General features: G+C 47.3%; 14 protein-coding genes. 9 read left to right on the top strand and 5 right to left on the bottom strand.

The window, feature by feature from the left end; genetic code table 11:
• The 7 genes from OXN25_06840 to OXN25_06870 all read left to right on the top strand — a co-directional run.
• Nucleotides 1–2,863 (top strand): leucine-rich repeat domain-containing protein (locus OXN25_06840; GenBank protein ID MDE0424565.1); only part of this gene is annotated, 2,863 nt, incomplete at its 5' end.
• 30 nt (nt 2,864–2,893) lie between these two features.
• Complete coding sequence (locus OXN25_06845; GenBank protein MDE0424566.1) at nt 2,894–3,724, top strand: hypothetical protein; 831 nt, start codon at nt 2,894–2,896, stop codon at nt 3,722–3,724.
• 37 nt (nt 3,725–3,761) lie between these two features.
• A complete protein-coding gene (locus tag OXN25_06850) occupies nt 3,762–3,893 on the top strand; it encodes a hypothetical protein (GenBank protein MDE0424567.1) in 132 nt (43 codons plus the stop codon).
• Nucleotides 3,894–4,016: 123 nt separating this feature from the next.
• On the top strand, nt 4,017–4,295 hold the full coding sequence (locus OXN25_06855) for a hypothetical protein (GenBank protein ID MDE0424568.1): 279 nt from the start codon (nt 4,017–4,019) through the stop codon (nt 4,293–4,295).
• Nucleotides 4,296–4,427: 132 nt separating this feature from the next.
• Complete coding sequence (locus OXN25_06860) at nt 4,428–6,614, top strand: hypothetical protein (GenBank protein MDE0424569.1); 2,187 nt, start codon at nt 4,428–4,430, stop codon at nt 6,612–6,614.
• Between the two features lie 113 nt (nt 6,615–6,727).
• A complete protein-coding gene (locus OXN25_06865; protein MDE0424570.1) occupies nt 6,728–7,834 on the top strand; it encodes a YCF48-related protein in 1,107 nt (368 codons plus the stop codon).
• A 144-nt stretch (nt 7,835–7,978) separates the two neighbouring features.
• A complete protein-coding gene (locus OXN25_06870) occupies nt 7,979–9,190 on the top strand; it encodes a Gfo/Idh/MocA family oxidoreductase (GenBank protein ID MDE0424571.1) in 1,212 nt (403 codons plus the stop codon).
• Nucleotides 9,191–9,251: 61 nt separating this feature from the next.
• Here the strand turns inward: OXN25_06870 and OXN25_06875 are convergent, their stop codons facing one another.
• Nucleotides 9,252–9,911: a hypothetical protein gene (locus tag OXN25_06875; GenBank protein MDE0424572.1), complete on the bottom strand. Its 660-nt coding sequence runs from the start codon at nt 9,909–9,911 to the stop codon at nt 9,252–9,254.
• A 123-nt stretch (nt 9,912–10,034) separates the two neighbouring features.
• Complete coding sequence (locus OXN25_06880; protein MDE0424573.1) at nt 10,035–10,643, bottom strand: hypothetical protein; 609 nt, start codon at nt 10,641–10,643, stop codon at nt 10,035–10,037.
• Between the two features lie 831 nt (nt 10,644–11,474).
• On the opposite strand from OXN25_06880, the gene OXN25_06885 reads away from it, so the two are divergent.
• Both OXN25_06885 and OXN25_06890 read left to right on the top strand, forming a co-directional pair.
• Entirely contained in the window at nt 11,475–12,233 is a 759-nt protein-coding gene (locus tag OXN25_06885) for a LamG domain-containing protein (GenBank protein ID MDE0424574.1), read from the top strand.
• A gap of 20 nt (nt 12,234–12,253) precedes the next feature.
• Nucleotides 12,254–13,105: a phytanoyl-CoA dioxygenase family protein gene (locus tag OXN25_06890; GenBank protein MDE0424575.1), complete on the top strand. Its 852-nt coding sequence runs from the start codon at nt 12,254–12,256 to the stop codon at nt 13,103–13,105.
• Here the strand turns inward: OXN25_06890 and OXN25_06895 are convergent.
• Genes OXN25_06895 through OXN25_06905 form a run of 3 tightly spaced genes read right to left on the bottom strand, consistent with a single transcriptional unit; the run spans nt 13,097 to nt 14,372 of the window.
• A complete protein-coding gene (locus OXN25_06895) occupies nt 13,097–13,324 on the bottom strand; it encodes an HNH endonuclease (GenBank protein MDE0424576.1) in 228 nt (75 codons plus the stop codon). The two genes, OXN25_06890 and OXN25_06895, sit on opposite strands and share 9 nt — an antisense overlap.
• A gap of 47 nt (nt 13,325–13,371) precedes the next feature.
• Nucleotides 13,372–13,599, bottom strand: a complete 228-nt coding sequence (locus OXN25_06900; protein MDE0424577.1) for a hypothetical protein — start codon at nt 13,597–13,599, stop codon at nt 13,372–13,374.
• Nucleotides 13,600–13,640: 41 nt separating this feature from the next.
• Nucleotides 13,641–14,372 carry a type II toxin-antitoxin system VapC family toxin gene (locus OXN25_06905; GenBank protein MDE0424578.1) on the bottom strand — a complete coding sequence of 244 codons (732 nt, stop codon included), beginning with the start codon at nt 14,370–14,372 and terminating at the stop codon, nt 13,641–13,643.
• Nucleotides 14,373–14,384: the final 12 nt, after the last annotated feature.

The following is a 14,384-nucleotide window of genomic DNA, read 5'->3' on the forward strand; positions in this document are numbered from 1 at the left end:
GATACGGGGTTTCACGGCACATAGAGACGCTGTTCTGAGTGTTGCGTTCAGTCCTAATGGGAACCGCCTCGCTACCAGTAGTGCGGATGGGACGGCACGGCTCTGGAATGTCAATACAGGTAAAGAGATACGGGGTTTCACGGCACATAGAGACGCTGTTCTGAGTGTTGCGTTCAGTCCTGATGGGGTTCGCCTTGCTACCAGCAGTGCGGATGGGACGGCACGGCTCTGGAATGCTAACACGGGTAGACACATACGCGTATGGGATAGGGTAAAACTTCCGGCAAAACTTCCCAGTGGCTATTTCGTAGTCGATCATTCGGAAAACGGAGATTTTATTTCTTTTGTCACTGCTTTTAGTGTTGCGTTCAGCCCTGATGGGAATCGACTCGCTATAGGGACTCTTAATGCTGATGCTCAGATGTGGAATACCAACACGGGTGACTTGATATACATACTGAATACGGGCACTGTGCAGAGCCTTGCTTTTCGTCCTGATGGAAAGCGGAAGCAACTTGCTACAACTTTTGGGTCTGAGGTTCGACTCTGGAATACCAACACAGGTAAACGTATATGGACTTTTGAAGGAGACACGGAAATTCGTAGTGTCGCCTTCAGTCCTGATGGAAAACAACTTGCCACAGTCAGTATAGATGGGACCGTGCAGCTCTGGAACGTCAACACAGGTAAACGTCTATGGACTTTTGAAGGAAATACACGAATCCGTAGTGTTGCGTTCAGTCCTGACGGGAATCGGCTCGCTACAGGCAGTATGGATGGAACTGCGTGGCTCTTGAATGCTAACACTGATGCGATTGAGGAGATAAATAATATTTCAATACCTGATAAGATGTTAGCCTCCGTAATACGGAAAAAATTAGGGTTGAAATCTCAGGAACCTATCACGCAACTGGACTTGAGGACACTTACCAGACTAAACGCAAGAGATAGTAATATAACAAATATTTCAGGTATTGAACATGCGGTTTCTTTAAGTGAACTTCAACTTGATACCAATCATATTAGCGACATCAGCGGGCTTTCAAGGTTGACGGGTTTACGTGTGCTCAAATTAGATAGCAATCAAATCAGCGACATGACCCCTCTTGCTAAGTTGAAAAACTTACAGAGTTTGACTGTTTCGTATCAAAGGAACTCTTTCAGTGATATAACGCCACTGGCAAATCTGAAAGTATTATTTGAATTACATTTATACGGCAATCATATCAAGGACATCAGTGCGCTTTCAGGGTTAACAAACCTATGGAGTTTGCTTCTTGATGGCAATCAAATCAGGGACATCACACCATTGGCAAATATGAAAGCACTTGTACATTTAGGTCTGAATGATAACCGTATCAGTGACATCACGCCACTGGCAAAATTGACAAATGTAAAGTATTTATACCTCCAAAACAATCAGATTCGTGATGTTAGTCCGCTTGCTGAATTAACAAACCTCAAGGAATTAAAACTTTACGGCAATCCGATTAAAGATACGGAGCCACTTCTTGCCTTGCTACGTAAGAATCCGGATGTAAACATATATCTCAAAGACGACGGTGAACCTTTGCCTCCTCCGGACGATGTTATGGAACTCCCCGAACCACCCGAAGTTGTCATACATGTCGATCCCGACCAACTGCCTCCGATGTATTGGTCCTCCTCGTTCCGGACGGTATCTCGTCTTGTCGGCGGCAAGGTCGAAAGAGATTACATTTTTTCTGGATCCATGCAAAATCTGACAGGTTTCGCGGTCGATTCATCAAACAACAAAATTTACTGGCAAGGGGCATCTTACCTCAATGCACAGGAGAGCAAAATCAGACGTGCGAATCTTGATGGGACCAACGCGAAGGAACTCGCGACACTACAAGCTCTGGCGTTCTCGATTTCCGTTGATCCGCAGCGAAAGAAACTCTATTGGATAAGTTTCAGGCAGAATTCCTTCAACCTTATGCAGTCAAATCTCAACGCCAAACATATCAAGAAGTTAGGAAGTGTGGATGTGGGAGATAGGTACCTTCAGGGTATTGACGTTGATATTGTAGGGGAAAAGTTGTATATCATGGTTTCAAAGTTAGACGGTAGCTTTATTGTCAGGACCGACCTTAACTTTAAGAACCCTCAGCGGATCGCAAATAATTTGCGGTTTGCAACGGATCTGGCTATATCAGGAAACAAAATTTACTGGATGGAATCAAACGCAAGAGAAGACGAACCCCATAGTGGGATATGGACGATTTTTAACCATCGAATCAAAAGTGCGAATCTCAACGGTTCAAATGTCAAGGTACTGGTTAGGAATTTTGCTGAAGCACTTACTCTTGATGTTTTTGGCCCTATTCCTGTTGATGATTCTGTGCCCTTTACTGTCGATTCTGCAGGTAAGAAACTTTATTGGACAGCCAACGGGGAGGTCTGGCGGGCGAATCTTAACGGCAAGAATCGCCAAAAAGTGGCTTCGGGCATATATGTAACTGGCGGTTTAGGGCAAAGGTTTTTTACCGTCGGGAGTTCCAATGCCGTGCCAGCAGCACCTACGAATATAGACACTGCAACGCCGCCCGAAGCCACAGCGCTACTCCCAAACTACCCGAACCCGTTCAATCCTGAGACGTGGATACCGTATCAGTTAGCAGCACCCGCAGACGTTCGCATCTCGATTTATGCTGCAGATGGGACGTTGGTGCGGAGGTTGGCATTAGGGCATCAAAGTGTCGGTATCTATGCGTCTCGGAGCCGTGCTGCGTATTGGGATGGTCGGAACGATCTCGCGGAACCCGTGGCAAGCGGTGTCTATTTCTACACACTCACTGCGGGGGATTATACGGCTACGCGCAAGCTGTTGATACGCAAATAGCACTGTTTGACCGCAAAAAGGAGAGGATTTATGTTTTTGGGCTTTCACCAGAGATATACCGTCGCATGCGTCCTGCTTTTGGGTGCTTGCTTTCTGTCTTGCAATCGGATCACACCGCTTTCGCCCGTTTCAGGCGATGTCCAACTTTTACCGCTTTCGCCGAAACTCAGCGAATCCTTGCTCGGAACCTGGCAGATTGTCGAGATTGATGGTGCGGATGTGTCTGAGAGTTTATCGAAAGTTCAGACGATCACCGAAAGGCATGTGGTGGAGACCGCCTCTTTGACACCCGAGGGGCAATGGTCTTTAGAGTTTTTTAGAGGCATTGAAGGGGCTAAAGTTGAAACCGTTGAATGCGTTGAAAAGGTTTTGACGCTGACACCCGAGGGGGAATGGTCTTTATCGCTTAGCTACAACATCCGCCTCAACATATCGGCGTTCGGTGCCGCCGAGGATTTCGCGGATGTCGGGGTCATCCTTTCGGTCGATGGCAGCTACCTCGCAGGGCTTGACAGTATCTCCAACGAAATGCTTTTCATCTTTGAAACAAAAGCACACGCGACGGAATTTATACATGAGAGTGTCATAGATCCGGGGTGTCCGGAAGGGATGGTATGTCCTGCTGTCTCCTATCCACCCTTCTTTACCGTAGCCCTTGACTGGAGCTTCTTTGACGCAGCACGAAAGCCGTTATCACACCTGTTTTCATCGCCGCTTTTTGCCGCCGATCACCAGACCCCGGTGATGTATACATGGAATATAGCCATTCTTGAACCGGTTCAAGCGAATTATTCGCTTTGGCTTTCTTCTCCGGAGAAAATAGAGGACATCACGTTGACACGGGTCGATGAGTTTAGGTAATTGAAACGCTGCCAAACGCAACCGATTTTGAGGGAGATTGAAACGCTTTAATGCGGTGGTGCTGCTTCTCATCGCACCCGTTAACGAAGCAGTCGTCCGAACCTTGGGGTTGGGACATCAACCTCTATCAGAACAGAGCGCGTGCTGCTTATTGGGATGGGAGGAATGAACTCGGTGAACCTGTCGCAAGTGGGTGTATTTCTATACATTGACAGCAGGCGATTTCACTGCAACACGAAAGATGCTAATAGCGAAATAGATAGTGATAAGTTATAAGTGGTAGGTTGTATTTTTGAACAATATCAAATTTTTTGACGCGCAAAGGGATGCGCCTCTACGACATCCACCCACTAAAGTAGGGGGATTTGTAGCGGAGGATACGGTAAACTGGCAAACCCTTTTATATAGAATTGTGGCAACTCTGTTTGCGATTATAATTTTTGTCTGGTTCGGTTGTGGCGAAACGATAGAAATAGAGAGAGCGAGTTTTTCAGGGCGTGTTGTTGATGAATCTGGAAATCCGGTCGCTGGACTCGGACTCGGCATTATCCCCTGCGATGTTGTTGATTAGGTAGACTCGAACAACATATAGGTCCTTCTGCTGGATTTATGCTTTTCGCATTCCTTCCAATTCAGATTTGAAAAAAATACGCACCTGTGATAATATACCTATCAAATCCCTATCTCCGTTAGGAGAACGTTGATGATTATCACAGTTGACGAAAGTTTCCATCATAAGAGAAACCAGACCGAGCAGCAACTCTTTACAGTCGTTGAGCAGAATACACCCGATACTATCAAAACACCCCTTTTTCCGCAAGATGAACCAAATGCATTTACATTCCAGCTTGATAAAGGCGTTATCGAACGTTTGAACCTCTGGGAGTGGTTCCGCAATTACGCCAAGGAGGCACAAGTCTCGACCGCTGGCATCCGGGGTCCACAAAATATCTTATACCCTTGGGATACCCGCTTTCCCATTAATCAGATCGGAATTATCTTAGCGACACTCGGAAAGAGTCTCGTTGCCAACGAAACTGCAGACGGAAGGCTTGTTGAGAAAATCGCGGGATGTGAGGTGCGCTACAACTCGCAGAAATACGTTGAGTTCATCGCCCGTATCCAAGCCGCACAAGGCATTCGGACTTACGTACCGAAAGCGTTTGGTACACTGCCTATCTGGATGACATCCTTTTTGATTTTCATGCTGGATCTCGATGGTGGCGAGCATGTTACGTCAAGCCACTCCGTCAGCACCAAAAACGCGACGAAAGACCTCAACAATCAGGGAAGTCAATATCTACCTGAAGAATCTATGCGGTTCGTTAACAAGATTGAAGAAATTCTCGAAACCGCTGAAACGGAAGGTTATCCAATTCAATTCAGCATGATTAACGACGAGCACATCGACTTTGAACGGTTAGATGAGCTCCACGACGGCGTGCAGCTTTATGTCGGCTATCTCAAAAATGGCGTGGCTACGGATGCCAACCTTAGCCTCATCCGCGAAGTTAAACCGCCGATTGTTGTCGATTGTGTTGGTGGATGTATGTATCGTCCGATGCGTGCTATCTTTGAACGGTTAGGCATCGCGGATTCTGTTAACTGGCTACATGTTGAAGCAGACCCGCTTTATCACAACATCGGGAAACTCAATCGGAATCCGAAGACCGGCGAGGCTGAATTTTATGACCTCGGCTGCGATTTTAGTGTTCTGGATGTCGTCAAGTCCACAGATTATGCAACGAAACTCAAGGCACAACCGGTCGGTACCATTATTGAAGCGACCGATCCCGATGGGGATCGACTCGTCGTCTGTGAAATAGAAGAAGCATCGCGGGCAGAAACCCTGGAACGCCTCGGTGTGGATTTCCTTGGTCTTGGTGATAACCGGCTTCTAACGATTTACACGCCGAATCAGGCGTTTCTCATGTTGATGGACTTCTATGCGAAGCAACTCAGAACTTCTGGACTGTGGGAGAACCATCCGCGGTTCATGATTAAGACGACACCTTCCGCGCTCGCTTGGGACCAGTGGGGTGACACAAACGATGTTAAGGTCATTAACGTTCCCGTCGGTTTCAAGGAGATTGCCGCGATTATGAAAAAAATTGAACGGCAGATTGCTGATGCCGCAGACGCACCGGTTGTTATCCAAGATGTCTACGGCGAAACGATTTCACTCGGTGTGCAGCCGAGGCTCATTTTTGCGGGTGAAGAGAGCGGCGGAATGATTACCGGTCCTGAGGAACTCATTCGGAGTCAAGGCGGACGCACTGCGATTGCGATGCGTGAGAAGTCGGCAGGCGAATCTATGGTGTTAGTCACGGCACTCGCTGCGCATTGTAAACAGGCGGATATATCTCTGTCTGATTACCTTGCCGCTGTTTTTGCCGAAAGCCACATCACCGCAACGTGCGATGTGAGAGAGGATATTACCTATTACAATGAGTCTGAGCCGAACCCAGAAAAACTTCGTGCAGCGAAGTTGGAAGGTGAAGCAAAACGTGATAAAAATGACCTATTCTTCCTCGGCATCGCTATTGCCCTCCGCGATGGGAAAATAGATATGGATCAGGCACGCGCAATCCTTTCAGACGCGCTTCCGGGTCTTGATTTTGATGACCTTGAGGATGTCCGATTTGTTGGTGATGGAAGTTATCTCAAATTTCGTGATAAGTTTGTTGAAGTTCGGAAATCTGGGACAGACGCGAAAACAAAAGCCTACGCCTCTGGTAGGGATAAAGAAGAATGTCGGAGATTCGCCAAAATTTTTGGTGAAGCGAGCGGTGAATTAACCGAACTTTATACCGAACAAATAGGTCAAAATTACTTAAGGGATGTTGAAAATAGAGCACGGCAGATTTATGACGCATTTCAGTCGAGCTAATAGCAGTCGGCTGTCAGAAGTCAGCGGTCAGCGAGGGGATGTAACTTCGCCGAAAACCTCTTTGCTGAAGGTTGAGAGCCGATGTCTCATGGCTAATAAAAAGGAGAATTATCATGATCAGAACGATTACCGCCTTGTTTGGAGTGTTTATCGGAGTCGCGTTCCTTTTTTCTTTCGCGATGGTTGCCGAGGCAGAGTGGACTGTCCTCCGCGAAGATGATATCCTCCGCGGCGACGGCATTGAAGGCATGCTACACGATGTCTATTTCAGGGATAACCAGAACGGTTTGGTCGTTGGAGATAACGGTTTAATATTGGTAACAACCGATGGTGGCACGACTTGGGGGAGAATGGAAGTTGATATGCGACCTCCGGGTGCCGGACAAAGACCGGGTGGTGGTCCTCCCGGTGGCGGTGGTCCACCAGCGGGTATGTTCGGCGGGGGCGGGGCTTCACCGCTCTATCATATCTATTTTATAGATGAAAACGCCGGATATATAATCGGTGGTCGAGGCACTATCTTAAAAACCGAAGACGGTGGCAAAACTTGGGCACGTAAAATGGCAAGGAGTAATAACCCTAACGCTGGACGTGGTGGAAGACGAGGCGGCGGCATTCGCGCGAATTTAATGGGCATCCAGATGATTAGTGAGATGACCGGTTTCATCGCTGGATCGGAGAATACTATCCTCAAAACAACCGATGGCGGCGAAACGTGGATGGGCAGCTCGGAACGCGCACGCGTCGGCGAAACCCGGAATAACCTTGAAGGTCTTTGGTTCGTTTCCCCTACAATGGGTTGGGTGATTGGTTCATTCGGTACACTTATGCATACTACTAATGGTGGTGAAACGTGGGAGAAGCGGGATCCCGGGTTTGATAATAATCTTTTCGGTATTCACTTCCTTGATGAAAACACGGGTTGGATTTGTGGACAGGAGGGTTTAATCCTACATACCACGGATGGCGGCGCGACCTGGAACCAGCAAAAGACCGAATCTTATGACGATCTCCACGATATTATCTTTGTCGATGCGATGGTCGGTTGGGCGGTCGGTGGTTTCAATTCTGTTCTCCACACCACGGATGGCGGTCAGACATGGACGGTATCGAATATACCCGGAGCCGCAAACCTCAAGGGTGTTCATGCAACTGATCAAAACAACTGTTGGACGATTAACGATTGGGGTGTCATTGCAGGATATAAAGTGCAAGAATAGCAGGATAGATGGAAGGGTGGAAGAGAAAACGGAAGTATAGGAGCCCCTTTTCCTATACTTCCAATCTTCCAGTCTTCCAATCCCGCAAGCAAACGGTAAGATTTGTGTCCACCCGAATTAAAAGATCGTAGAGAAAGGAAAACAATGTCAGAACTGAAGAGCCATAAGGTTACCATGCTCGGTACGGGACTCATCGGAATGTTTTATACGATGACGCTCCATAACCAACGCGGTGCAGACCGCGTCCACAGCGTCTACTCGCGGCGCGAGGAACGCGCAACCGCATTTGCTGAAGAGTGGAACATCCCTCATGCCACCACTGATTTAGCGGAAGCTATAAACCACCCCGAAACGGATACCATCGTCATCGGGTTACCCAATAACTTACACCTGAAAGCAGTCGAACTCGCTGCAGCTGCTGGCAAAGCCATTCTCTGCACGAAACCGCTTGGACGCACTGCTGAAGAGGCGAAAGCGATGTTGGACATCGTTGAAAACGCAGGTGTGTTTGGTGGGTATCTTGAAGATCTCGTCTATCCGCCAAAAACCCTCAAGGCGTTGGAATCCGTACAAAACGGCGCACTCGGTAAGATTTTGTGGGTACGTTCCCGCGAGACACACCCCGGTCCCCATAGCGACTGGTTCTGGGATCTCGAACAGGCAGGCGGTGGTGCTATCGTTGATATGGGGTGCCACTGTATAGAAATTATCCGAAACTTTGTTGGAAAAAACAACAAACCGCTTGAGGTGATGTGCTGGGCGGACACACTCGTTCATCCCATTGATGCAGAGGATCACGGCATCGCACTCATCCGATTTGAGAGCGGTGCAATGGGACAGTTCGAGGTCGGGTGGGCATTCCGCGGCGGTATGGATTTACGCGATGAGGTCTCAGGTAGTGAGGGAACTATATGGCTCAACCACTGGCTCCGCACAGGCTTTGAGATGTTCACGGCTGTCGGACAAGGTGGTTATGTTGCTGAGAAGGCAGAAAGCGATACGGGTTGGCTCTTTCCCGTCGGTGATGAGGTTGCCGAGCTCGGCTATCGGGATATGTTCCTTGATATGTTCAACGCAATCGACGAAGGACGGGAGCCTATGGAAACCTTCTACGACGGTTATGTGGTCAACGCCATTATTGATGCGTGCTATAAGTCCGCAAAATCCAAACAGTGGGAATCGGTTGAAATTCAGGAGTGGCGAGGCGAATTGCAAGCTGTAGATGCTCAAGCAAGCAAGTCGGATGCGGATGAACGCTATGCACACCTCAAAGATGAGCGAATGCCCGACGGCAGAATGAAGCGGATCTTTAGAGATCGGGAAACTGGAGAAATTATTGAACGGGTAGAAGATTAAAAAAATGGAGGCGATTGCTAACAGCAGCAATCGCCTTTATTCAGCGTTCATAGTGTTTCCTCTATTCAATAATCCCGATATGCCGACATTCACGGGTTAACTTCAGTTCCACCTGTTTCAAGAGTTGGCTGACCCTTGGTCTACTCAGTCCTAATGTTTCCGAGATGTCGCACTGTTTCATATTGGATCGAATGGCACTGAAAACCTTGTGTTCACGTTTGGTTAAGCATTTTAACAGGCGCGGCAATGCCTGCTCAAAATCCGCGTTCCACATTTCCCATACCAGTGTGTTCTCAAAGTTGCCCTCCCGACATGAGGTGCTTGGAAGAAACACACCTTGTGGAGATGTGCTTACCTCCGAGGTGCCGTTCGGCACTGCCTCTTCGCTGGGAGGATGTATAAAGTGTCCGTAATGTTGTATCTCCTTTGTTTTTGCGTTGGTCAATGCCCCGCAGATGCGCGGCAGCATGTAAGTCCGAAAACTTGCCTTTTGTGGGTGATTCGGATCAAACGCGGGACCTTTTTGGCATAGCGTTACCCGAGCAATCTGCAGCAAATCGTCCTGAAAGCTCGGGAGCTGCGGCTTTGCATACGCGATACATTTCGCACACCTATTCAAGTCGGGTTCAAGACGAGTCAATGTTTCATTGGTCGCTTCAAAAACCCCGTCATGTTTGTACGGTGGGCATCTTGCGCCTTTCCATTGACATTTGAGTGTCATAGGTTCCTCCTTACGTCGCTGCTGCTACAAAGCAGTTGTTGCTATAACGCCTTAAACGTTATCATCAGATATTACACCTCTCTTAGACGTTTTTTTCATCGCGTTCAGATAGTAAATCATATTTCACTTTATTTGCCAATACCGAAAATTGACTTCACGTTCCTCGGCTCTCCATTTTTTGAATAATTCAATGGAACTGCGAGTGCCTTCCGTTGGCCAGATTTCCATCTGTGCTTCTGCGTGGCGTATCATCTCATCAAGGGTGAGCGGGATGTTTTGCCAGACTTTCGGCTTGAGTTCAGCGAGCGTGTCAATTGCTGCCTGATCCCCAAATTGCTTGATTAATTGGGCGCGATAAGCCTCTGCGCGTTCATACGGATCTGTGATATGAAACCAGACGACCGGCGTAGTCTCGTCCTCCATGTCCTCTGCATCTGGAACAATGCTCCACGGATCCGCGTCCAGGTGTCCGTGTTGATGGGTGGGACCGGTATCCGTTCGCCAGTCGTAATCCACAGTCCCCTCTTGTTTTTGTGAATCAGAGTCTTGAAAAGTTTCTTGCTCTACTTCTGTGTATGCATCGGGACCTAAGGTGGTAACCTGAGGCTGCTCGACAACCTGTGGCGGTTGCGCGAGACTCTCGACAAACTTTCTGTTTTCAATTTCTGTGTAAATTACGAGTCCAATAGAAAAAAGAATACAGACGATGGCAGCTACAAATAGGATTCGCATGTTTTCCTCCTGAATTTAAAACTTACTATTCAGGGGCAATGGCACATCTATTGTTGCATGCTACCATTGCCCATTTTAAGGTACTTTCACAGGTCAAAAAAACCTTATGTGTCATCTGCTTTTTTCTCTTACCCTGGCCCCAGACAATTTTCACACGCTTCAACAGTATCAACTGTATTCCGTGTAACGTATATACTTTCAGTCCCGTGGGGATGTGAATCAAAAAGTATATGCCACACAGACTCTTCTACTTCGGTGTAGTGGTACGTGCCTTCAGTACAACTGCTACCGTTTACTAATACCAATTCTAATTGATAATTCCTCTTAAAAGGTTGGCTATTTTTCAGCACTGCTCGGTGCGGTTAGAAACCGCACCTACTGGGTGTGACGTGAGTGGGTTCGGTTAATGCGAGATAAACTTTTAGAAATGGTATAAGTTGCATGAATACATTTCCGTAACATACGTGACTGTTGTTGGTGCAGCCTTGACATCTTCCATTGTAAAGAACAATGTAACTGTTAGTAAGACAACCACCAAGAAGAGACTCAAGCTAAAGCCAACCGTAAGGTTTTTCATGAGAGGCTCCTTATTATATGTTAAACTTTAAAGATTAATTAGACATTCAGCATCGGTGCAGTTGAAAACCATACTGACCGATCATTTGCTATATATATCACCTGCAAACGAAAAAAGTTAATAGTAAAAATACATTTTTTTCATTTTTTACAAAAAAACCCGACAAAATTTCATTTTTTTGATACAATAAGCGCAAATTTTCTGAGGGCCGGTCACGGAATATATTGTGAACCCATAATACGGAGGGTTAAAAAATGACTCGCGCGCTAACAATCACAACGCTTTTGGTATGTCTAACGATAAATTGTTTTGCCGCATTTGAAGAGGAGACTGTACTGCTCTACCTCTTTGATGAAGAGACAGGCGATGAAGCCACAGACCTCTCTGAATTTGAGAATCATGGTGAAATCGTTGATGCTGAATGGACAGCGGACGGGAAGAACGGTGGTGCCCTGGTCTTTGATGGTGCAAGCACGCTCATCGAAGTACCGCATCACGAGAGTCTTGTTCCGGGAGGTGATGAACTGACAGTCGAGGCATGGTTCAAACCGAATTCGTTTCCGGTGGGACATCCGCCGATTGCAAGGAAAGGCTCTGTTGCGGAAAGTGGTTGGGGATTTGATACACCCGGTGGCCAAATTCGCGGCTTCGTCTATACCGCACCCGGTGCCGCTGCTGTCGCACAAGGGGCAACACAGATGAAATTGGACACATGGCACCATGTCGCTATGGTCTACGACGGTGATGAAGTACGCATCTATCTTGACGGTGAACAGGATGGAAAAGTTGATCGAAAAGGAGACATCAACGAGAATCAAGCCTCTGTTTGGATTGGCAAGAAAGCGAATGAGAGCGTCTGGCTTGATGGAACGCTGGATGAACTCCGTATTCTCAACATCGCAATTACGGAAGAACAGATTCAGGAAGATATGGAAGGTATTGCGTTTGCTGTTGAAGTTACTGGAAAACTCACAACGACGTGGGGACGGATTAAAACGGATGTCCTCCGTTAGCAAACTTGGAGAGGATAACAATGGACACAAGTTGGCTTGAACACTGCGCGACGGACGAGCAGCTCAAAGCGTTTAACGACACGGGTTACCTCGTTGTTGAGGACGCTATAAGCACGGAGATGGTAGATGCCTTAGAGGAAGTCGCAGATCGGATTGATGCCGAGGAGCGTACCAAAACAGGATTAGCACCCCACAAATTGTTATCAAAGTTCCGGACCGTCGCTGAAGACGACTTGCTACTGGAGCTGCTTGATAACAAAAAGGTTTTCCCGCTGCTTTGGGATATTCTCGGTTGGAACATCCAACTTTACATCTCGCACCTCATCATGTACCCGCCAGAACCTCCTGATACACCTCGTATTGCCAAAGCCGCCCACTGGCATCAGGACGGTGGTAGACCTGTGCCGGAAATGGAGCGTCCACATCCGCGACTTTCATTAAAAGTCAGTTATTGGCTAAGCGACGTGCCTGACCGTGATAACGGCGCAATGCGTCTGATTCCGGGTAGCCATAAACTCGACACCCGACCGCCTAATAAGGACGACAATCCTGATGGGGATCCAGAAGGTGCGATAGACCTGCTCGTTAAGCGCGGCACAGCGGTGCTTTTTGATAGACGGATGTGGCACTCACGCGGCTGGAATTTTTCTGATGTAACTCGGAAAGTTTTGTTTATGGGGTATAGTTATCGTTGGTTGCGCGGTTTGGATTACAATCTCATGCCACCGGACCTCCTTAAAAAGTGTGACCCGATTCGGCGGCAGCTCTTGGGTGATGGTGTAGATATTAAGGGCTGGTGGCAACCGACGGATGCGGATGTCCCACTGAAAACGTGGATTGCCGAACATCGTGGGGAGGAATATTTACGGTAGAAATTTTTGCACATAATCTCCACGATCTGCTAACGTGTGACAATTAGGACACAAAGCAATAAGATTTTCATACCTGTGCTCTTTACATTTCGACCATGGGATAATGTGGTGGATATCCACCTCAATAATCTCTCTACACTTATGGATAGCACAACGGTGTCCTGCTTCGCAAAGAATGCGTCGTTTCAGTTCTGCTGGTACGTTTGGACGTGACCTCATATTCCTTATCCTAATCCAAATGGCGGGACCGGAGGCCTCGCTTGTTGTTAGTCATCAGATTTTTCTGAGGCGGTGCGTTTGGAGGGATCATAGGGGGTGTATTTGAGTCCGTTGCGTTTGTCCTCTTCCTCCATTGCTTTCAAGTACTTGTAGTATTCGCCCGGTTTCTTGAATTTGGCACTGATTTCTGCTTTGATTCGATAGCATTCTTCAAGAATCGGATCCGTATAAGTTTCGGGATCGAAATCTGGATGTTTTTCTGGTGTTTCTTTCATCTGAGCATCCTTCATCAATTTTTCCAAAATTTCGCTTGTTGTTAGTCATCATCAGATTTTTCTGAGGCGGTGCGTTTGGAGGGATCATAGGGGATGTATTTGAGTCCGTTCCGCTTGTCCTCTTCCTCTCCGGCTTTCAAATACGCAAAGAATTCCGCCTGAGTCTTGAATTGCGCGCTGATCTCCGCTTTGATTCGATAGCATTCTTCAAGGATAGGATTCGTATATGTTTCGGGGTCGAAATCTGGATGTTTTTCTGAGGTTTCTTTCTCTTTCATCTGAATGTCCTCCATCAGTTCCATAGGTGTGCAGATGGTTATAGGTTGAAATCCTACTTCTTGGCAAACTTGATTGATATATTCACGTTTGTTTTCATTCACAATATGTTTATGGTTCCATGACACCAAGTAATCAACACCATGCCCTGTTGCAATGGCGATATGCTGTGCATCGGGTCTTGCATTTCGTGGCACTGCACCGGAATCAAGCAGTTTTTCCACGAGGTTATCCATCTCGGGTGAAATTTCCAATGTCGTTAGCGAAGATACCACATCAAGTCGTTGCTGTGCTGCGGTTGGATCGCCTCGCTGGATTTCGGCGCGAACTACGCGGGAAATAACGAACTCAAACCTATCTGCATAATTCTCCCACAGCTGCCGACTCGCTCTTTGCCAAGAGGCTAATATTGGATCATTACTTGGTCGCGCTACCAAGTGACTAACAACTGTGGGTTCAATATAGACCCTTGGCTTTATTGTTACATATTTTAGCATAAAAAACGACTG

This window comes from Candidatus Poribacteria bacterium (assembly GCA_028820845.1).
GTDB lineage: Bacteria > Poribacteria > WGA-4E > WGA-4E > WGA-3G > WGA-3G.